Here is a 20,299-nt window from a genome sequence, read left to right as displayed (position 1 = left end):
ACATCGCCCACATTCCACTGTGGGCGCTTTTTGTTCAAGTCCCATACGCGCTAAGCTGCGATATAACTCCCGAATAGATAGACTATAATTCGTATGGACCGTGGGCTCGATAGGAATTGGGAATGATGAAGAGACTAGCGTCATTATGTGCGATTTCATCATTGATATTTTCTCACAATGCCTATGCTCAGGGCTGTGAAGTCTTAAAAGTGGGTGGGGCTAGTGGCTGGTTACCCGTCACCTATACCGACGTTCAAACTCAGCAACCAACCGGTATCGCTAATGACTTTATAAGGTTTGTCGGTCAAGAACTGGATATTCCTGTACAAATTGATATCTCGCTACCATGGAAACGTACATTAGCCTATGTACAATCCGGACGGTTAGACCTTGTGTCTGCGCTGTATTGGACTGAACAACGCAGTATTACCTACCGCTATACCGCGCCCTATTACACCAATGAAGCACGGCTATTCGTACTCAAAGGTAACGAGTTCCAATTTGAAAAGTTTGAAGATTTAATCGGCCTCACAGGCATGATCCCACTGGGTGGAAGTTTTGGTGAAGAGTTCGATACATTTGCCAAGCAGCAAAACTTGCCGCTTCAGCTCGGCAAAGACAAAGAGCAAAGCGTCAAGATGCTTATCGCAAAACGAGTCGACTATTTCATACAAGACTACGTCGACGGCACTCTCTACCTTAAACAGCAAGGCTTGCTGCATAAAGTCGTGGCACTGCCCACTCCCGTTTCCACCACAGACGTCTACTTTGGCATGTCACGTGAATCACCCTGTACCAACTATATTCCCCAAATCAACCAAATCATCGAAAGAGCGAAGAAAGATGGAACACTACAGGGTATTATGGATGGGTATCTACAATAAGGTAGATGATTGACTACTTATAAGCCCTTAAATAGAACTCCACGGTGGTAACCAAGGTAAGGCTTATTCTCTCGTCTGATATTAAAGGACATCCCTTCCCTTAGCCCTAAAACATCGGGCGCTTCTAGATACTTTGAAATCATCACCTTGCCGACATCATCAAATGATATAAACCCGAGATCGAATGCTTTATCTAAGTTCGCAACAAGCAGCAATCCGTTAAACTTATCGAGCCTCTCTTCGTTGTTTGAACTGCGCCAAGGCTTAATATGTGAAGCGAGCAGAAGTTGAGTATTTCGATACCCCGTCACCGCGCAGCCACCCCACATCTCGATAAGTTTTGAGCGAAACTGGCCTTGCCCCATTCGGGTATTAATCAAGATTGTTTTTTCGGTTTCCGTCAGTTTTTTATCGCTCATGACACCACGAACATCGGCATTAACATCAACCTGAGATAGATCGGCTAAAAACTGGTGGTAGTGATTTAAAGCAGCGCTATACATCCCTTTACCACGAGAATCACGAACCTTAAACTCATCCAACTGCCTGACTCGCTCTTCATAACGAATAAACTGCTTATAAGATTTAACCTCAGTGAGTGGCTGCTCCAGTTCACCTGTACCTGCGAGCCAATTAGAGATAGCGCCTCTAATTGCTCCCACGTAGTTCTTCGCCGTTTTCTCTGACTTACCAATATCTAATAGCCACTGGCGGAACAAGGATGGAAGATCGGCGAAATTCGCCACAAGCGCGTCTTTCAAATCATTTGAAACAATAGGGCTTGCCATATATTCAAACAGCTCTTGGTCTAAATAAGCATACTCTATCGCCTTGGCTGAATACCTTTTGGTGTTTACCTCATCAAAGCCAGTGTGATAGTTCAAGTGCCAAAAGCCTTCACTTTTTAGATGGTAAAACGGATTCTCTGGAGTATTACGATCATTGCCTTGGGCGTAACTTTCAAAGTAATGGCTAAAGCGATCTTTCACCGCTTGATTGAACTCGATACGATTCTTTACCAGATGACCCGCTTGGATTAAGTCCATTACGGTCAGCAACATGCACACCTTATGTGGGCTTTTCTTACCACCGGTACTATTCATGTTTAGATTCTGGAACTTTTCTACATAGAACTCAAGAGACACGGCTTACTTCCTTATTGTGCACAGAAGGGGCTTTTTCTAGTACCACAGTCTGCCAAGTCACTCCTGTCCGAGAGAGGCCATCTTCTGTCTCAGCAACGTGGCAAATCACCAAATCTAATCGTTGAGTAATCTGTTCTAGTTCAGCAATAGATACGCCATAGCTTGTACGGCCATCACCAAACGTTCCATGTCGTAGAGTAATGACTAGTCTGCCACCTTCAGCCAACCGCTCCGACATAGAGAGAAGAGACTGATAGCGTTTAGGCACAGGAATATGCATCCAAACTGCTGAGGCAAGAATAAGGTCGAAGCTGTGAGATGTAGCATCTAAGGAACTAAGGCCTGGAAGCTGGGCATCGATCCAATGAACTGCGGCCGAGGTACGCTCTTGGCCCAAAAGACGAAAGCTAGCTGAAGGCTCGATCGCCACAACCTTGCAGCCATGCGAATCAAACCACTTGGCGTCTCTGCCTGACCCTGCCCCTACATCGAGCACTGAGCTCCCAGAGAGAGGCCAGTATGAACGCCAACTGCTATGTACGGATTCAAAATCAACAGAGTCATACTGCTCAGCCAATTGAGCGGCATTTTTGTCGTAAAAAGAAAGATTTACATCCATGGCAAGTACCCAAAAATTTCCCTAAAGGCATGATAACCATCTTAATTGTATATGGCGATAAAGCAGTAGAAAAGAGTGAGTTAATGTGATGGAAACCTTCATCTCTATAGCTAGCTATTTTTATTCTGCATCACAAAATACGCATACTCTAATCTATCTTCCCCCAACAAGAATAAGGGCGTGGTAGCATAAAAAGAAAACAAAAAGGCTAGGGCAATGATAGTTAAAGACAAAGATCTTTCGACATCAACCAACTACAAAAAGCAGCTGGGCGATCAAGTGGAAAGTGATGTTGCTTTTTATTTAAAACGTCAATTTTCAGATCGAAGCGATGTTCTTGTTTTCAATGATTTAAGAATTCAACACAAAAGTGAGTTCGCTCAGATAGATCATTTAGTTATCTATAAAAAGGGCTTTATTCTCATTGAGTCAAAGTCCATAAAGGGCACTGTGAAGATAAACAAGCAATTGGAGTGGCAAAGAACGGTGCGAGGTCGGTGGGCCGGCATGCCATCACCAATTACCCAAGCAGAGCTGCAAGCCAAGCTGTTGAAAGAGTTATTAAACGAGAATGCCGAGTCAATACTGGCGAAGATACTTGTCGTTGTGCTTCAAGGATATTTTGGTGGACGTTGCTGGGACATACTATGTGCTGCTTCCAACGATGCCATTATTGACCGAAATCATATCCCACCTAAACTATCTCCACAGATAGTTAAAGCGGAAATGATCGGGAAACGAGTTAAGGAGATTATTTCTAGCAACAGCAATATTTTAAAACCGAACCCCTCTTTTAGCTCATCTGAACTCAAGAACATCAAATACTTCTTACTTGGGGCCCATAAGCCATTATCCCCTAACCAAAAACAAGATAATGCTAAGTTAGACGAAAGTGCTCCCCATTCAGAGAGAATACTGGCTGAAGGCACTCAATACCCAAACACCAAAAAGGTTTTTTCGTGGTTTCAATGTAAGAAATGCCAGAGTAACAATACCCTGCCTAAATACGGTAAGTATGGCTATTACGTGACTTGTTCAGATTGCGATACAAATACTTCGATGGCTCAGACTTGCTCTAGTTGTGGAGACAAAAATACTCGAGTTTCGAAACGTAAAGATGTTTACACCGTCGGCTGCAAGTGTGGGGCGCATTCCCAATTTCACTATACGCTCTCATCCTGCATTGATTAAAGCAACATAAACGAAGAAGCCCCAGCATTTCTGCTGGGGCTTTAGAATATGGCGGTGAGTGAGGGATTCGACTAAGCACAATATCTTATTGATTAATAAAGACTTATATCAAGTCGACTTTCGGAGATATACACTCTGTCACACATGCAAATTTTGCGACGCGCATCACGCTAAATCTATACCAACAACCCTTTACGCAAACCATTTGTTGCATTTGCACCGTAGAATGTTTCTACAGAATGTGACTCCCTAAACTGCTCTGGAATATCTATGTTTTCCACGATGATGAACTGAGCCAAATGGCTAATCTTTGTCAGATAATTTAAGAAATTGAAGCGCACTGATGTTTCAGACAATTTAGCTTCATCTTCAGACAGCTCTCCTAATTTATGCGTCACAGGGTCTCGATAAGTAACAAGAGGAGAGTCCAATAATATTAAGCCAGGATGGAACAAGCTCTCTTCTCTACAGTGAAGCATCAGGGCTATTTTAAAAACTGAATGTAAAATAGCCTTCACACCTTTACCATTGCTTTCCCTAGGGTTGCCGTCAATTACCACATCAAGTAGCTCAGAATCAAATTCAACTTTATTCTCACCTGGGAATTTTATTTCATTAAGAACTTCTTGATATTTCTTACAAAACTTATGAACAAACCCTTCATCTACCTTAAAAACATCTTTGTTATATGGCTTGGGTGCTTTATCAAGCTCAGACTTTTGTAACCTTTTTTTATATTTACTAAGCCTATCATGAGTACGTAAGTCGATAGAAACTTTTGTCAACTCATGCCTCAAAATACCTAAGTCTTCATCGAATCGCTTGATCTCTGGAGCTCTTTTATCACATTCCACATCAAGATTTTTCAGCATTGATGAAAGCCTAGTCACTTCAGGTTCAAGTGATTGCTTTTTATGTGCTGTTGAGATAATTGCAAGCGACAACTCGTTTTTTTTATCTTTAATTTTCTCTATTTCTGCCAATGATGCTTCTGAAATTTTATTTATCTCTGAAATGTCATTGCACCTTTGCTCAATCACACTACCACAAGAACCACAGACACCCCTATGATTTATCTTAAGTAGAAAAGCTGCTTCTTCTTGAGAAGATAGCCGTTCAATGTCCTTTTCATATAACTCATTGAGTTTTATGAAATTAACCTCATTAACTTTGAGATTTCTTATTTCGTAGTTTATCTTATCTAACTTCTGAGATGTCAGTTTTTTCTTTTCAAGGACATCACTAAGTCCACCTTGAGAGTTGGATATTTTCTTTCTAACTTCTACAATACTATCTTTAAGCTTACTTTGACGTTCTTCAAGCGATTTTTTATCTTCATTAGGGAAAATTAAATCGTTTTCGAGATCACCAACAACATCCTCCAGTACATCTATTTTTCCTTTTTTTTCACTAATAAACTCAGTTCTTTTTTTCAAAGTTGCTATTTTACTATTATCATTTCCACTTAACATATAGTAAAATATATTTTGATATTTAGTGTCTTCTCTATTATTCAGAGTAAGTATAGGAGAAATATCATCGATTATACTTTTTTCATCTGCAACAAACACTTTAGATAAAGTTCTAATAGTAAGATTTTCTTTCGAACCAGATAAGTTATTACATATCTTAACACCTCTAACCCCTAGGTTACCAAGATAGAATTCACTTATATTCTTAACAGTATTAGTAGCCTTCCCAACTTTGAAAAATGAATAAAACTCACCCTCTACCTTTCCTTTAAAACCATTATAAACCTCAAACTTTATATCATCTAGCTTTCTATAAACTGAAAAAGGCTTATTGTTAATAGTTATTTTTAACAGACACTCTGAATATATTTTTGATTCTTTGATTGACTTTACATCCTCTCGACCAAGCATGAATTCAATCAGTGATATAAAATAACTCTTACCTGTATTTGATGCGCCATTAATAATCTTAATTGGTTCACTTACTCTTACTGAAGATCTTCTATTTTCAGTACCAAATAAAACCAACTCTTCTATTCTTATGCCATCACTGGTCATATACTCATCACCTTTCTCAGCTCATCATCGAACTCATCAAATTCATTCCCATTTATTCTACTTGCCAACCAACGAGCGACAGACTGAAGGTCTTTAGAGTACTTCGCATCCATTAATTTTAGAAACGGCTTTGCTTCCTCAGTAGAAATATAGCTAACCCCACTCTTTGATAAATTAGTACCAACTAGACCAAAGCGCATCATCAGTTCAATGCCTGAACGTACAATCTCACGCCTTGTAATAAGTTCTCCTTTTCGATTGGGGACTTTGACATGTAAACTTGATGGCCCCAAAAAATCACCTGAATTAACCAATATAAAATCTGATTTTAATAGGCTTTCAAAATCAAGTTGATTAGGAAATATAGCATCTAAAATTACTACTGTACGAATACCTGATTCAAGATTAGTATTATATATATCGAACTCTTGAGTATTCATTTTTTGCTCCATGACCTTATATTGCCATTATTGACAAAATGATGGCAATAGCCTTGCTTAACATCTATTTTGGCAAGAGATGAAAGTTTACCCGTCGGAGAAAGTACAGCTGCTTGTTCCAATACAGCGCACATGCATTCAAACCCATCACCATATTTTTTTCTGTACGTTGGTTTAATCCCTTTCAATATTTCATTTTCAAAAGAGGATAAAACATCACCAACAGTATTGTCTCTATAAAAACACTTAAATACTTCTGCGCTATAGAAACGCTCTCTTTGCTCAATAAAATCTTCAGAGAAGTCAATATGGGATTGAATATCAAGGACAGAAGAAAATTCGATACCTTCATTTTCACCATATGCTTCTAATATTTTAGAAACGTAAGTAAACTCAGAAGAATGAATCTCAGTTGGTACTTCATACGCTGGAGAAGAAGGTAGTTCACCTCCAAATTCATCGACAAGAATTGCTTTATAATTTTCATCATTGACTATAGTATCAAGATCTACTACGTGTATTTTTCCAAAATCAAAAGAGTTAATTGTTTCTTTTAATTTTTCACTCATTGGTATCTTAGCTGCGGATATCTTCAACTCGCAATGTTCAGACCATGTACTTATTAATTCCTTTTGAAATTGAGCAGGATTATCAATATATCGTTCAAACGTGCCATTAATACCTTTAGGTGCTACAAAGTAATAATTCTTAGGTACAGAAAAATCCCCAATTGAAGCATAATACATTATCTTCCCGATCTCTCTCATACCTTGAGGTAAAGTTAAAGGTTTACCATATTGCTTGCACTGATAATTATCCCAATCCCCTTCATGACGCATAGGTGTATAAAATCCGACAACATCACGTCCTTTGTCACCCTTGCCACCAAACCTTTTATATGAACAATATTTATCCACCTGAGTTTCAGCCCACTTTCTAACTAAAACTTCCAAGTCAGTGTCATCCAATGCTAGTATCAAGCGTCTATAATTAATACCCACCATAAGGTGTAACTCCAAACAACAAATCTAACCTTCTATCCGTATCTCGATTACTTGCTGAATCAGATCTATCGCATCTAGAATCTCCAAAAACTTACAGTTTAACGACAAGCGAAGCCCAGAACATAAACGAGGTTTGGGAGCGGTACAGCCTTTGGTATATAGAAATGATAAAATACGCTGATCCTTGTAAAATTTAAACGGCCATTTTTCTATTGCTCTCTTTCTCTTTATTATCATTAAAACTATTATTTGTCAGAAAGTTAGAGAACAACGTGTCAAAGTAACGTTTATCAGACCACACTTGTGAATCACCAACAACAAACAAGTGTTTCTTCGCCCTAGTAACGGCCACATTTAACAGGTTCGGTTTTGAAGAAGCCCATGATGCGCCGCCACTATTTCTCAGGTCACAGCCGAGAACCAGAATAACGGTATCATTTTCCTTTCCCTGGAACGTATGCACAGTTCCGACATTGTTTCTCAGGAATGAATTAAATTCCTTTTTACTCCAGCCTGAACTTTGTAACAAGTCATAGCTACTCTGCCTCAAATCATCTTTTAAGGAGTTTTTTACAGCTTTAAACGGTGATATCACGTAAACACTACTCAGATCACCACCGTTTTCAGCCATCTCTAACAGAATATCCAAGACGTCAGCACCTAGTTCGCGTTTGTACTGCTTGAGTACACAGTCTCCCCTTGACTCATTCCAACTATTTGCGCCGAGTTCTGGATGTAATCTAGCTTGCACATCTTTATCTCTGTCAGAGCCATGTATCATTCGGCTGTTGTAAGCAATCTCGTTCGCGATACTAAACATGGGTTCTATGCATCTTCGATGTACCCATAGCGGGATACCAATCCACTTATCTTCGCCATCGACATCAAGCATGCAACCGTATGGGTTCACACGATCAGAGAGCGTTTGTACAGACCACAAGCATGGATCCCACTTTTCCGATTCACTCTGAAGCTTTGAGCTCATCAGATACTCCACTAATCTCGGAGGTGAAGTAAATACAGGCTCAATTTGCAATGGGTCACCAACAACTATTGCTCGCTTTGCACGCAATAGACCCCCTACCGCAGCTTGCGGTATCGCTTGCCCAGCTTCATCGATCATTAGCCAACCTAACGACTCCGGCGATAACTTTGAGAACATACTCCCCAGAGAAGCAAAAGTCGTAGAGATTACGGGAACAAACATAAATAAAACTTGCCAAATCGCTAGCGTATCTTCACGACTCTTGCCTAGAACAACATCATTGATTTTCATGACTTGCCTTCGAAATTTATCTATCTTACTAACTTCAATTAACCATGCTTCATGAAGCTGTAATGCAACAGCATACACATCCGATCGTAACTGATTAATATCTTCATGCTGCCAGCAAGCGTTTCTCTGCCGTTTCTGTTCTTCAATTTTGTCGCATGCATCAGGAAGGCTGTAATCTTGGTATTTTTCTCTGTAATGCTCTAAAGTTTGTTTTGCTCTCCTATACTCCTGCTCTTTAGCTGCTATGTCACTCATTTGCTGAGTCAATTTTTTTTTAGCTTTCTGCATATCCGACTCAAAGGCGAAAATATCCCCTTCTATCAACCGAATAGACCTTTTGGCGTCCTCAGACTCTTTCAGTTTTTGAGAAAGTGAAGACTTATACTGTTCATTTTTCTTGGAGTTAAATAGCCGACTAAAAAAGCCTGGCGCATTCACTTTAAGGTGCTCTAAAGAAACTGATACTTCTTGTTCGCGTTGCTTTTCTAGCTGTTTCTTTTTCTTCAGCCCCTCAAGGTTTGCAGCAATCGATGCTCTACTTGATTCCATTGTCGCAAGTTCTTGCTCCATTCTGTATAAAGCCGCTTCATATTTTTCTTGAGAGCAGCTTCTTTCAAGAGTATCTAAATTGATCAACTCCTGATTCAGGGCATTATATCTCGACAACTTCTCATTAAAGTTTTTTTTCGAAGCACCAAAGGAAGGCCCAGCATACATTGTTCTATACTGCCAGTAATTTAGAAAGTCTACTGAAGGGTCCCGAACTGCGGGCTCATCTCCTTTCGGGTAATATTTCTTAAAGAAAAAACGCTCCATGAATTTTTTGCGTTTTCTAAACGCCCCCATTACAGCGGAAACATTACCCCAGGTTAGATTCTTATCGCTAAGTGGCTGCAGAATTCCTTTACTCTCATCTGCATTGACCTGGTTTGAAAGCGGGCGGAAAAAACCTATATCCTCATACCTGTCTGCTACAGATTTCTTCTGTGGTAACTCCTTAGAAATGTTTTCAACCGCAGCATTATTAGATGAGGCTACTACCATTTCATATCCCGTTAACGCCTCAACGAGCAATCCATCACTGGTTAGTCCTTCTCCCGCTTTGGAAAAAGAGGCAAGAACTTTCGCTCGCTCAACAATATTTTGCGCGATGATATCTCGCAACAGAGTAGTCTTTCCTGTCCCCGGAGGACCGTTTACCGACAAAAGACCATTAACATCCAGGTCCTTAAACGCTGTATTAATCGCAAACTGCTGCATTAGTGACATATTATGTGCTGGCTCTGCCAACCACCGCCCTTCCGGTGTTTCCTTAGGGTTTAGCCGGTCATGGATCAGCGGAATAGCTTCATCAGTATACAGGTCAACATGTTTAGAGCCGGGTCTTTGTAAATAGGAAAGCAGTGGTTTGCTAGCTCTCTCCGAAGATACAGCATTGATCGCTTTCTCTATATCTCTGATATAAAAGCTATTTAATATTGGCAACTGAGACTCATCATCTACAGACTCGGCTTCCACTTCATCGACTTCTACATCAGCTTCATTTTGATTAGTTTTATCTTCCAGTTGGTTATTCGGCTTCACTTCCGATTCATAAAAGGCCATTTGAAATAGGTCGACCATAGAATCTTCTGTCAACTTAAGATCAGAAGTTGATAACCCAGCCCACTCATACAGCCCCTGAACTAGACTCATTATGTTCTTAGCGCAAAGGACAGACTTCCCTTCTATTGACGGGTGCTCTGGTAAGGTCACTACCCAGCGTTCCAGAAATTCGACAAGGTAATCACATCTGTCATCAAAACGAGCCTGAGATATATCTCCCGCTCTATCAGCTAACAACTCAGCAAGAGCCCAAGGCAACGAACTTACCGAAAAGGTATCTAAGCGAGGTGAGCCAAATTCATCTAACATCAGCTTGGCAAAACACGTCATTCCTTCGTTGTCTCTTCGCTGTTCTATTTCCTCGAAAAGAAACTGTTGCTCAGATTCGGTAGAAAAATATTCTTCTACCTTCTTATCGGTCACAGCTTTATCAAATAACCCGAGATAAAGAGTGTAGGTGCATTTTTTGTCCCGAGAGAGTCCCAATGAATCCTTACACGCCTGATTCAGCCAAGGTAACAAGCTTTCACCGCATGAAGCTAACTCACGGTAAGACACATTTACCGGGGTTATACTACTGCTCTCTTTGTCTGGAACAGAGTACGCTTGAAAAAACTCAACAAGATGCCAAGCCTTTAATACATTTATTGACTCTTCTTTGTCACTAATCACTTACCGATTCCTGCTGACTCGCATTACTTCATTGGTAGAAAGACACTTTCTTACAATTCCTTGCCTTAGCATATTTTGTACATACCACCATTTTCTACCAGCCAAAAAATTCATATAGCAACAGTTTTAATGGGATTTCTTAAGGTTAGTCACTAATCATACTCTAAATGTGGACTTAATATTCAGATATGAAACACATTTAATTTGTTTTTGATCATAAGTAGTTAAGATTCCTCTCGATAATAATCTTCTAGCTCTTCCTCTGCATTTCTAGAACGCATGCACTGGTTCTTTTTTATCCTTGAAACCAACTCACTAGGAAATTTTGACAACAGATCAGTTTGCTCAATCAAAGAGAAGCTCTTCTTAAAAGCTAGAGCATATTCATTAGCTAACTTTACCATGATGTCTAATTCTTGGAGTTTGGCTGCGTGCTCTTCTTTGGTTTTTGAGCACTGTTCCTCTATCAATCGCAGCGCTCTCATATGTTGATTCCGGATATCATGATAATTAGATTGTATCGCCATAAACTCCTGAACTTTAGTCAGGTTGTTAGCATAAGTGTCGACTAATCCTGATTGCTTCATCGTATCCTGAAGTTGGCTTTCCAGAGCGGCGACTTGCCTAGTTAAAGATTCCTGCTCGTCTTTTAAAGGAGTAAGGATCTGTTCATATCTGCTCAACTCCTCATTGAAAATTTGATCTTTCTGGCTTTCAAGGTCCTTGATATCGGCTTCTAACCCTGCCTTCTGCCCTGTCAAAAAAGTAAGTTGTTGAAGCGTATCGATGTGCTCTTCTCTTTTTCCAACCATCTCTGCTTCTTCTTCTGCGAATCGCGCTAAGTACTCTGCCTCAAGCTTTTCTTCTAAATCTTGTCGCTTCTGAACAACTTCTTTTTGCCAATCGTTGATCAGTTTAAGCTTTAGATCAGCGGAAGCGACCTCTTGTTGCTTCTCTAACTCAGCAAGGTGTGCCTGAATTTTCCCGTTAATTTCAGACTCTAGATTAAGCTTTCGCTTTTCTATTTCTGCTAGCTTTATCTCTTGTGCGTCTATAGCCCGATCGAGTTCCTCAAGCAGTTTATCCTGAGTGTCCTTACGCAACTTCAGCTTTTCTAGCTCTCTGTTGTACCTTTTTTGCTGAGTTTCAATACTTTGTTCTAGCGTTTTTTCCGCATCATCGTGCTTCTGCTGTTTTTCTTCCAACTGCTCTTGGGAACGTCTGAGCGCTTGAAACTGTTTACGTACCTTCTCATGCTTCACTGAAGTTACCCGAGCTATTTCATCAAGGTAATCATTACAGGTATTTAATGATTGAACTCGCACTAAACAGTTGTCCAATGAGTCAAAGGCATCCAGATGCTCACATTCAGACACATCAATCTCTATTACGTTTTTATTGTTAACCCGGCAATCCCAGATTTTATCTGCATCGCACTTATGTTTATTGGCAATCTCTATCCAATACTGTTCACTACCAACTTCAACTACGAGGTCAGGTCTTCTACCATCCATATAGACTTCAATTTGAACATCAGAAACTTTTAGCTCTGCACAGGCTTCCGGAAGTATCCAACCGCTTTCTAAGGGCATAGGGATCTTTCCAACTTTGGCAAAGTATTCCTATGCTGTGAGGTGAAGTTGAGTTTCGTAAGCCAACGCGCACGCTTCATCAAAATAGTGAGAGAAATACCAAGCCCTCTTCTTTCCTTTGTTCGCCACCAACTTTGCTCCACAACAAGCGCATACAACATTATCTTGAAGGCCACTGCTGACATCTTCGATTGATACAGGCTCTTTTGTGGCCTCATACACCGCTCGCGTTATATGAATTGCACTCATGGACATCCCCTAGATAAGCATTGATTAGTTGAGAACCATTGAATAATATGACGTCACTAGCTACGGGTAAACACTGATTACACATACATGTAGCATAAATAGGCAGGAACCAAATAATGAGTAAATGGCCAATAAGATGGGATCTACTATTCCGGTATAGAATGATTGAAGTCATTGCTCAGTGGGAAGGCAGATTAACTACCAACCATTTGATTAAGAGCTTTGGTATTGGTAGGCAACAAGCGTCCAAAGACATCAACACTTACCTCGCCGATGTAGCACCTGGCAACCTCGTTTATGACAAGCAATTAAAAGGTTATAAGCCAAGTGACAGCTTTGCTCCACAGCTAACCAGTGGACATGCCGATGAATATCTTCATATTCTAGCGCGCAGTGAAGACATGACCGTGACCTTTGAAGAGCTCGATATGGGTTTTGAAAATGTTTCCATGGTCCGCCCTGTGACTCGCAATATATCACCACAAGTCTTGCGTCCTTTAGTACAGGCGATACGAGAGAAAAAACGTGTCGATATAAGCTACACATCCCTAAAAGACGGTATTGAAGTTGAACGGATTATCTCTCCACATACTCTCGTTTGCACACCTCTACGCTGGCATGTTCGGGCCTATTGTGAACATGCGAATGATTATCGTGATTTTGTGCTCAGCCGCATTAGAGGCATTCCATGCCTTGAGGCCAAAAGAGTAAAAGGAAGAGAGCATGACGAGTTATGGAATACTCCCCTCACAGTTGATTTAAAGCCTGACCCACGACTAACAGAAGTTCAAGCCAATGTCGTTGAGCATGATTACGGTATGGAAAAAGGTACACTCACAATACCAACCAATGCTGCGTTGGTTCGCTATGTTCTCGATGCCTATAATATCGATATTAATGTGCTGGATTCGAACCCTAAAGGTCAGCAGATTATTGTGGCGAACTTTGAGGAGCTAAAAAAGTACCTGATATTCTAATTGCCTAAATTGACTAACACGTCAATTTTAAGCATCAAACTGCTTATATACTAACAGGAAATTAGTGATATGTTTTGGGTGCCTGCATGCGAACCTACCTAGAGTTAAAACAGCGTCAAAGAGCGGAACGAGATAGCTATCCCCAGAACCTTAGCCTGCGTGTACATCGTGCTTTGAGTTGGCTGAATAAGTCAGAACTTTGTGACGATGATGACTCTAAGTTTATTTTCCTGTGGATAGCGTTCAATTCGGCTTATGCGCAAGAGTTTGACCAGCGGCAACACTATGGGGAGCAGGGACTGTATCGCAAATTCTTGGAGAAGCTAATCACTAGTGATCAGCGAGAGCAATTACACAATTTAGTTTGGGACGAGTACTCCAACACTATTCGAGTAATCTTGGATAATGAGTTTATCCTCCAGGCATATTGGGATTATCATGCAGGAAGAATTACTGAAGATAGCTGGAAGAGTGAACGCAGCAAAGCCAAAGTCGCCGCTAACAAAGCACTGAGTCAAAATGATACGGCGAAAGTCCTATCTATACTGTTTTCTCGCCTATACACCCTACGTAACCAGCTAATCCATGGCGGAGCTACTTACTTGAGCTCGGCAAATAGGCAGCAGCTCAAAGACTGCTGCAATATTCTGGAAAAACTAGTTCCGAGTATTAATGAAATCATGATGGACTCAGCAGACAAGATTTGGGGAGAAGCTGTTTATCCGCTTATCAACCAGAACTAGCTCATTGAGTAGTTAAAGCCCTTGAGAATCATCGTTACTAACGAACAGCTCGTTGATTATTGTGATATATCGCTCAGCCACTGTGCCAACCTCTCGATAAGCCATCTCGAGAATCATTGATACCTGCTCGTTGTTTTCAAGAGGTACGTAGTTTTTCTCGTCCATATAAGATTCAATCGCCTTAATCTTGTCATCCCGCCCTTCTAGGAACTCACGAAAATCTTTGCTTGCCTTTGTGCTATTACATTCTCTACAGCTCGGTACCAGATTTCCGAGTCGATGCTCTCCTAGGTAAACCTTATTAATAGGGATTGCGTGCTCAATAACCAGTTCCTTTGACTCTCCACAATAAGCACATTGATGGTTGAAGTAGGCTTTGGTTGCCTGCCAATCCTCTTCAGAAAACTGCTCTGTTCCAAGGTTACTAAGGATATTTCGCACTAATAGGTTTTGAGCATTGCCTATCGCATTACCACGGTAGCGGCTATTGGCTCTGGCGCTAGGTGCTGATAGCTGGCGCGAGAGTGTTGTTCTTAATTCAAGTAAATCACTCTCCAACTGAGCTTGGTCATAGTCGATGCCGATCCGTTTTAAGTATTTAACAAAGTAAACCGCGTCTTTTTCAAACCACTGACTACAAGCACGAACAGTTTGCCCACGCACCAAGTAAACTTTGGTCCAATATCGTTTGGATAAATCCGAAGGGAGGCTACTGATTGGAATCAAAAAAGGAAAGTTAAGGTTAAAATTGCGTTTGGAGTAATCAGCATCGCAAAGACGCTCGAACTCGTTGTGACTTTTTTGCTCGCAATACTCAAGTACTTTTGGTAGTAGTGCCTGTACTAACTTCCCAATTTTCATAGCAGGTTCACTTTGATCAATGTAACGATATCAATGAGTATATGCTATTGGTACCCCATGAACTCGATATTGAGATGAATTAGGATTCCATTCTTTGAAAACTAAACGTGTATTTAGCTATAAACAAAAGACTGAGACTAATTGGTTGCAAAACCACAGGCCGCAAATAAATCCTTCACCACTATGATGGCAATGACAGAAAACGAAAAAGCCCCAGCATTTCTGCTGGGGCCTTAGAATGTGGCGGTGAGTGAGAGATTCGAACTCTCGATACGTAAAGCTACGCTTTCACCATCACCTGACGGCGATGTGCCGTATATAGGTCAATGACTTATCTGCACTGATACAATGCGGCATGAGTAATTTGTACTTCATTGTGTACTCTCATACAAGAGAAACTTTCACATCATAATGACTTATGACAGCTTTACTTCCCCTCCGATTAGTGTCAGATTCACCAAGCTTTTTAAGCACTGAAAGAGATGTTAAAAGGTCAACATAAAGGACTAAAGGATTTGTCCATCTCCTAATTTGATTTCTAAATTACGGAGTAGAGTATGATTTATCATCTTTCTGGTGTATGTGGCACAGGTAAAACTGAGCAACTCATCAGCAATATCGAGCAAATAAAGAACCCTGAAACAAACACCATCTTATGGGCAAGTTTAACGAATAAACTATCTGAAGCGACGTTTAACAGATACACGGAAAAGTACCCTGACCACGATGCAAGGTTAGTTTCTTCTGATAACTGTTCCAGTGTTCAGCGTGAGATATTGCAAGCGATTGAAAGCACAAGCTCTTTAACAACTCATATTTTGTTCATAAGCCATACGGCTCTTTCAATGTTGCCATTTAGTGCGCTACGCCAGTGTACTGTCATCATTGACGAGATTCCCAATCTAATCGGTAGCTATCAGCGCCTTAAAATCTCATTACAAGATGAATCAATGCTAGGTCTTACACCTTACATTGAATATCAAGATTCACCTTTTGAAGGGTTTCAGAAAGTTGTAGTGAAAGAAGAAGCAAGCGATGATGCAAAGCAATTTGCGTATGACTTACTCTTCAATGGCGACCCCAAGAGTGACAGTATCAAAGCTGGTAAAATACTAATGGGAGGGATTCATAACTCCAACGGTTTGTACGTGAGTACAACCAAAGATTGGAAGCTTTTTGAGTTCTTTGATGGTTTGGATTTCCTTTCCAAACTGTGCCGACTAGATAGTGTATGGCTTCTATCTGCCAATCTTAGTGGGTTGTTTGTAGAAAAGCTGATTAGAGCGTCAGGGGGTAGCATTTGTACCGAGCACGCTCTATCACATTTAGATTTACCAACTACCCACCCCAATACATCGAATGTTGAGATTTTGCCTTTTCTGAGAAATGGTAGTCACACTAGCTCTTCTACTTTCAGTAGTTACTTTGCTAGCTCTCCTTCTAACAAAGTCATTAAAGATTGTGATGAAGATTTCGATGTACATCAACTATTTAATCAATGGGTCACTAACTCGTTTGAAGGCAATACGTTTATCTATTGTAAAAACAAACACACTAGCCCCATCAGTGACTCAAATGCGATTGAACTTCCACCAATGGCGCAGGGCTTAAATAGCTATAGTCACCTCAACGAGGCTGCATTTATGCCTCATTTACGACCTGCTCCTGAGCATGAATCTGCTATCAAACGACTAGCTAATGACTTAAGTATCTGTCGTCAATTACTCGTAGACTCTTATTTGCGTCAAACAAGTTACGAAACGGGATATCAGTTCGCATGTCGAATCTCTTTCCGCAACTTAGATAGAGATGAAAGTGGGAGATTATCAGAAGAACAAAATCAGCCAAGGTGTCGTATTATCGTACCTGATATGGCTCATGCTGAGTACATTCACTGTATGATGCCCACTGCTTCAATCATCACTTCTTCCAGTTATGATAGGACCCCTGCGCAAGTGACAGACGAAGAGTTAGCCAAGCGTCAAACCGACAAGGTTGCTCGGAAAGCTATCAGAGACGCACTAAAACAGCGACAGGCATTCGATACCCTATTCACTATCCATCAACTAATGGGCAGTGGGTTAACGGCTAAAGATGCCTGCGATGCTGTCAGCATCACTCCGAGAACTAGAAGAAACTGGCTGAAGCAGTATGCTGAAGAGTGGGAAGATTGGCTAAAAGAACAAGAAATGAGTAAAGAGATAGAAGGGGAAAAAGAACCATCATAGACTTCTATGACTAGTTAATTTCCCTTTCACTGAATAGCCCCTTAACTGGGGCTTTTCTTTTACAAATCAATTAGATGCTGACTTTGCCTTGGCTAAATTCTTTCCCGTTGTTTCAACCTTTCCTACCCCTAACGGAAAGCTAACCTTATCAGCACTTCGTACCAATGCCGATGCAATTTGTTCAGCAGGGTGTAACAGTTCATCTTTAGGTGCATCAGCACCATTAAATAGACCATCGGTCAACGAACCAAGCAACTTATCTGGAATTGCCCCATCCTTCTTCTCATTCCATTCAAGTGACATTTCAACAGCCAAGTGCGCTCGCTGTAAATCTCTTACAAACATTTGATTATCAAGCTCTTGCTGAGCGATTTTAGCTGATGAAGCATTGTACCAACGAATAAGGTAAACGATAGAAGAGATAGTTAGAGCAGAGCCTGTAAACGTTCTTGCGTAAAAAAACACGGATAAATCACTGGTACGCCCTAGAAAGAATACATATTCAGCCACACTTGACAACAGTAAGGCAACTCCGAACCAAACGAGATTACTAGCCCACTTAACTGCTTGATTTGAAGGTTTATTCACATTTTCTGAAAAGCTAAACTGCTTTGCTTTCTCTTGCACATCCTCAAGCATACGAGTCGTGGTTTTACGTCTTGCAGTAGTATTATCTGCATCTTCAATGCGTTGCTGACGCTCATCAAGCTCTTCACTTCTAGCCTGATAAATTGCTTCCATTTCAGCATGCTTTTTAGCAGTTTCATCCGTTAGCTGTTGATTCCTAGCTTCAAAATCCTTAGTTTTTTCCTCTAAAAACAGGCGCTTATCATCCTCCAACTTTAAAAAGTTTCGGTGCTGTTCTTGGATTATCTGATTTCCTAGACTTTCTAAACCTGTAAGTACCTCGTGGTGAGCAGAAAAAACATCGTTGCCTACGGTAGAATCAAGCACCGTAGCTCCCGCACTCAACAACCCACTCAAATGTAAATTCACTGCCGATGATTCTTCATCATGACCTTGGTCTGAAATATCTATGATGTCAGTCAAGCTGTTGTCAGAGCGAGTGTATCGATAGTAGCGAGTTTGATTGCCAAACCTTTTTCGAAGGTCAATGTATCTAATTGCAGTTGATGCTGTTTTGTTCTTCTTGATAAGAGCAATTAGTTCTGGCAGTTCTTCTCCAATTTTCAAAGTGTATGTCTGAGGATGAACAGAAACCACAACTTGGGAGTCTTCAGAAACTCCCAACTCATCATATTTACTCAACGTCTCATCTATAAAAATCTGCAATAGCCTTGCATCTGTAACTCTTGCTGTTGAAACTTTTGCCATTTGACTGCTAACCATCTCTAGTGATAATCCATTATGTGCATGATAACAAAATACATTTCATTCAACTAGGACACTAATCACTACAACCACATACGTACAATATCTCTGTCATTTAAACTGGATGTAAACACGATAACACTAAGACCAATTGCGAGTAGCACTATCCGACTTCCCCCCTTTTACTAAACGCATACGCCCACCGTTCACGCATACCTTAAACGGTCAAATCCATTAATGATGTATACATAATGAAAAGGGAAAACAAGTGACCATAGATTTCTATGATTAATCATTTTCCTTCCATGCTAAACAGTTGAGTGCTGATAAGCGTTTTTGGTAACTAAAGCCGTTCATATACACCTTACCACTGGTCGTTTTCCCTATAGCGTGCCCCATAAGAGAGCCTATCAACTCTTCTCTAACCCCTGAATTGAACAGCTTGGTGACAGCGTAATGACGTAGGGAGTGGAAGGAGACACCACTAACCCCATTTTTCTTAAACAATGCTGAGAAGAACTTGCTTGGCTTGTTCACATAGCCATTCTGCTCACTGTAAGGCAAATCAAACAAGAGAGCCTCTTTTCCCTTTCCTTTGGTCAGAGCTTCAAACAATTGCTTCAAACTGTCAGTGAGAGGTAACAAGCGATTACTACTAGCATTTTTTAGTTTCTTATCAGGCTGGTTATCATTGATACTTAAAGTTGGTACATCACCTAACTCGATATCCCCTACCCTTAGTTGAGCTAACTCATTGAGCCTACAACCTGTCATAGCAGCGATTCTAGGTAGGTAATACTTCCAGTTCTCTTTGTCATCTTTGAACTTGCTGGTGGCTTGTAGAAGCTGTTTCAGCTCGGTATCGCTTAAGGCTCTCTTTGGTCTAACTGGCTTCTTCTCCACCTTCAATTTAAACCAATCTTGGTCAACTTTCTGACCTAACTTACTAAAACAGCTAGAGATAAGACGTAGCTTTTTCTTCATAGTAGTAAGGCTACAGGTTTGAGTTTCTTTCCACTGCTCGATATGAGCTTGCCTGATACTCTCTAAAGTCGATGAAGGAGATAGACTAGAGACAAAGCTAACCCAGCAATTTCGATACTCTGCTTGGCTCTTAACGCTTAAATCAGACAAGTAGTTGGTGATATCAATCCCTTTTAACAAGGTGCTTTGCTTCTTCTGTTTACCAGAAAAATCACTATAGATTGCCCTAATATCTTCAATGGTAGGATTGTGTAGAGATGAGATTTGAATAGCTAACACTGATGCCTGCTTCATCGCTTCCAAGTAGTTGCGAGTTTTGAGACTTAGTTTGGGCTGATAGTGCTTGTTATCTGTTCTTAGACTCCAACGGAAAGTATAGATACCCGTATTAGAAAGAACTAAATAATTGGCTTTTCGATAGAGTGGAGCTTGCATCGTGTGTACTCTTTTGTGTACTTCCAGAGATG

At 40.6% G+C, this 20,299-nt stretch carries 16 protein-coding genes; 5 read left to right on the top strand and 11 right to left on the bottom strand.

Going from position 1 to position 20,299, the window contains the following annotated elements:
* Positions 1-122 precede the first annotated feature (122 nt).
* Positions 123-884: a substrate-binding periplasmic protein gene (locus ACXABW_RS05475; RefSeq protein WP_457524405.1), complete on the top strand. Its 762-nt coding sequence runs from the start codon at positions 123-125 to the stop codon at positions 882-884.
* 17 nt (positions 885-901) lie between these two features.
* Here the strand turns inward: ACXABW_RS05475 and ACXABW_RS05470 are convergent, their stop codons facing one another.
* Together ACXABW_RS05470 and ACXABW_RS05465 are read right to left on the bottom strand one after the other, a co-directional pair.
* Positions 902-2,029: an HNH endonuclease gene (locus ACXABW_RS05470; protein ID WP_457524403.1), complete on the bottom strand. Its 1,128-nt coding sequence runs from the start codon at positions 2,027-2,029 to the stop codon at positions 902-904.
* Positions 2,019-2,648 carry a class I SAM-dependent methyltransferase gene (locus tag ACXABW_RS05465; RefSeq protein WP_457524402.1) on the bottom strand — a complete coding sequence of 210 codons (630 nt, stop codon included), beginning with the start codon at positions 2,646-2,648 and terminating at the stop codon, positions 2,019-2,021. Before ACXABW_RS05465 ends, ACXABW_RS05470 begins: the two co-directional genes overlap by 11 nt.
* A 216-nt stretch (positions 2,649-2,864) precedes the next feature.
* Between ACXABW_RS05465 and ACXABW_RS05460 the strand changes: the two genes are divergently transcribed.
* Positions 2,865-3,839, top strand: a complete 975-nt coding sequence (locus ACXABW_RS05460) for a nuclease-related domain-containing protein (RefSeq protein WP_457524401.1) — start codon at positions 2,865-2,867, stop codon at positions 3,837-3,839.
* Positions 3,840-4,015: 176 nt separating this feature from the next.
* Here the strand turns inward: ACXABW_RS05460 and ACXABW_RS05455 are convergent, their stop codons facing one another.
* The 6 genes from ACXABW_RS05455 to ACXABW_RS05430 all read right to left on the bottom strand — a co-directional run bounded on the left by ACXABW_RS05455 (position 4,016) and on the right by ACXABW_RS05430 (position 12,707).
* Complete coding sequence (locus ACXABW_RS05455) at positions 4,016-5,869, bottom strand: hypothetical protein (RefSeq protein WP_457524399.1); 1,854 nt, start codon at positions 5,867-5,869, stop codon at positions 4,016-4,018.
* Positions 5,866-6,309, bottom strand: coding sequence for an ABC-three component system middle component 2 (locus ACXABW_RS05450; RefSeq protein WP_457524397.1), 444 nt, complete (start codon positions 6,307-6,309; stop codon positions 5,866-5,868). The genes ACXABW_RS05455 and ACXABW_RS05450 overlap by 4 nt, the downstream gene beginning before the upstream one ends.
* Complete coding sequence (locus ACXABW_RS05445) at positions 6,306-7,313, bottom strand: ABC-three component system protein (protein WP_457524395.1); 1,008 nt, start codon at positions 7,311-7,313, stop codon at positions 6,306-6,308. The genes ACXABW_RS05450 and ACXABW_RS05445 overlap by 4 nt, the downstream gene beginning before the upstream one ends.
* 193 nt (positions 7,314-7,506) lie before the next feature.
* Complete coding sequence (locus ACXABW_RS05440; RefSeq protein ID WP_457524394.1) at positions 7,507-10,866, bottom strand: AAA domain-containing protein; 3,360 nt, start codon at positions 10,864-10,866, stop codon at positions 7,507-7,509.
* Positions 10,867-11,090: 224 nt separating this feature from the next.
* Positions 11,091-12,458, bottom strand: a complete 1,368-nt coding sequence (locus ACXABW_RS05435; RefSeq protein ID WP_457524392.1) for a competence protein CoiA family protein — start codon at positions 12,456-12,458, stop codon at positions 11,091-11,093.
* A gap of 30 nt (positions 12,459-12,488) precedes the next feature.
* Positions 12,489-12,707, bottom strand: coding sequence for a competence protein CoiA family protein (locus tag ACXABW_RS05430; protein ID WP_457524390.1), 219 nt, complete (start codon positions 12,705-12,707; stop codon positions 12,489-12,491).
* A gap of 116 nt (positions 12,708-12,823) precedes the next feature.
* On the opposite strand from ACXABW_RS05430, the gene ACXABW_RS05425 reads away from it, so the two are divergent.
* Both ACXABW_RS05425 and ACXABW_RS05420 read left to right on the top strand, forming a co-directional pair.
* A complete protein-coding gene (locus ACXABW_RS05425) occupies positions 12,824-13,684 on the top strand; it encodes a helix-turn-helix transcriptional regulator (protein WP_457524389.1) in 861 nt (286 codons plus the stop codon).
* A gap of 86 nt (positions 13,685-13,770) precedes the next feature.
* Positions 13,771-14,427: a hypothetical protein gene (locus ACXABW_RS05420; RefSeq protein ID WP_457524387.1), complete on the top strand. Its 657-nt coding sequence runs from the start codon at positions 13,771-13,773 to the stop codon at positions 14,425-14,427.
* Between the two features lie 12 nt (positions 14,428-14,439).
* Here the strand turns inward: ACXABW_RS05420 and ACXABW_RS05415 are convergent, their stop codons facing one another.
* Complete coding sequence (locus ACXABW_RS05415; protein WP_457524385.1) at positions 14,440-15,288, bottom strand: HNH endonuclease; 849 nt, start codon at positions 15,286-15,288, stop codon at positions 14,440-14,442.
* A 557-nt stretch (positions 15,289-15,845) separates the two neighbouring features.
* On the opposite strand from ACXABW_RS05415, the gene ACXABW_RS05410 reads away from it, so the two are divergent.
* Positions 15,846-17,516: a hypothetical protein gene (locus tag ACXABW_RS05410; protein WP_457524383.1), complete on the top strand. Its 1,671-nt coding sequence runs from the start codon at positions 15,846-15,848 to the stop codon at positions 17,514-17,516.
* A gap of 66 nt (positions 17,517-17,582) precedes the next feature.
* Here the strand turns inward: ACXABW_RS05410 and ACXABW_RS05405 are convergent, their stop codons facing one another.
* Both ACXABW_RS05405 and ACXABW_RS05400 read right to left on the bottom strand, forming a co-directional pair.
* Positions 17,583-18,851, bottom strand: a complete 1,269-nt coding sequence (locus ACXABW_RS05405) for a hypothetical protein (RefSeq protein WP_457524381.1) — start codon at positions 18,849-18,851, stop codon at positions 17,583-17,585.
* A 285-nt stretch (positions 18,852-19,136) separates the two neighbouring features.
* Positions 19,137-20,267 (bottom strand): site-specific integrase, encoded by a 1,131-nt coding sequence (locus ACXABW_RS05400; protein WP_457524380.1) that lies wholly within the window; start codon positions 20,265-20,267, stop codon positions 19,137-19,139.
* Positions 20,268-20,299: the final 32 nt, after the last annotated feature.

This window comes from Vibrio paucivorans, assembly GCF_054053395.1.
The sequence above is the reverse complement of the archived record's forward strand: the minus strand, read 5'-3'. Positions and strand labels throughout refer to the sequence as shown.

Bases quoted from the DNA above. Each gene is read 5' to 3' on its own strand.
- ACXABW_RS05460 (WP_457524401.1), top strand. From the start codon at position 2,865: ATGATAGTTAAAGACAAAGATCTTTCGACATCAACCAACTACAAAAAG.
- ACXABW_RS05420 (WP_457524387.1), top strand. From the start codon at position 13,771: ATGCGAACCTACCTAGAGTTAAAACAGCGTCAAAGAGCGGAACGAGAT.
- ACXABW_RS05435 (WP_457524392.1), bottom strand. From the start codon at position 12,458: ATGCCCTTAGAAAGCGGTTGGATACTTCCGGAAGCCTGTGCAGAGCTA.
- ACXABW_RS05410 (WP_457524383.1), top strand. From the start codon at position 15,846: ATGATTTATCATCTTTCTGGTGTATGTGGCACAGGTAAAACTGAGCAA.
- ACXABW_RS05400 (WP_457524380.1), bottom strand. From the start codon at position 20,267: ATGCAAGCTCCACTCTATCGAAAAGCCAATTATTTAGTTCTTTCTAAT.
- ACXABW_RS05445 (WP_457524395.1), bottom strand. From the start codon at position 7,313: ATGGTGGGTATTAATTATAGACGCTTGATACTAGCATTGGATGACACT.
- ACXABW_RS05455 (WP_457524399.1), bottom strand. From the start codon at position 5,869: ATGACCAGTGATGGCATAAGAATAGAAGAGTTGGTTTTATTTGGTACT.
- ACXABW_RS05430 (WP_457524390.1), bottom strand. From the start codon at position 12,707: ATGAGTGCAATTCATATAACGCGAGCGGTGTATGAGGCCACAAAAGAG.
- ACXABW_RS05465 (WP_457524402.1), bottom strand. From the start codon at position 2,648: ATGGATGTAAATCTTTCTTTTTACGACAAAAATGCCGCTCAATTGGCT.
- ACXABW_RS05415 (WP_457524385.1), bottom strand. From the start codon at position 15,288: ATGAAAATTGGGAAGTTAGTACAGGCACTACTACCAAAAGTACTTGAG.
- ACXABW_RS05475 (WP_457524405.1), top strand. From the start codon at position 123: ATGATGAAGAGACTAGCGTCATTATGTGCGATTTCATCATTGATATTT.
- ACXABW_RS05405 (WP_457524381.1), bottom strand. From the start codon at position 18,851: ATGGCAAAAGTTTCAACAGCAAGAGTTACAGATGCAAGGCTATTGCAG.
- ACXABW_RS05425 (WP_457524389.1), top strand. From the start codon at position 12,824: ATGAGTAAATGGCCAATAAGATGGGATCTACTATTCCGGTATAGAATG.
- ACXABW_RS05450 (WP_457524397.1), bottom strand. From the start codon at position 6,309: ATGAATACTCAAGAGTTCGATATATATAATACTAATCTTGAATCAGGT.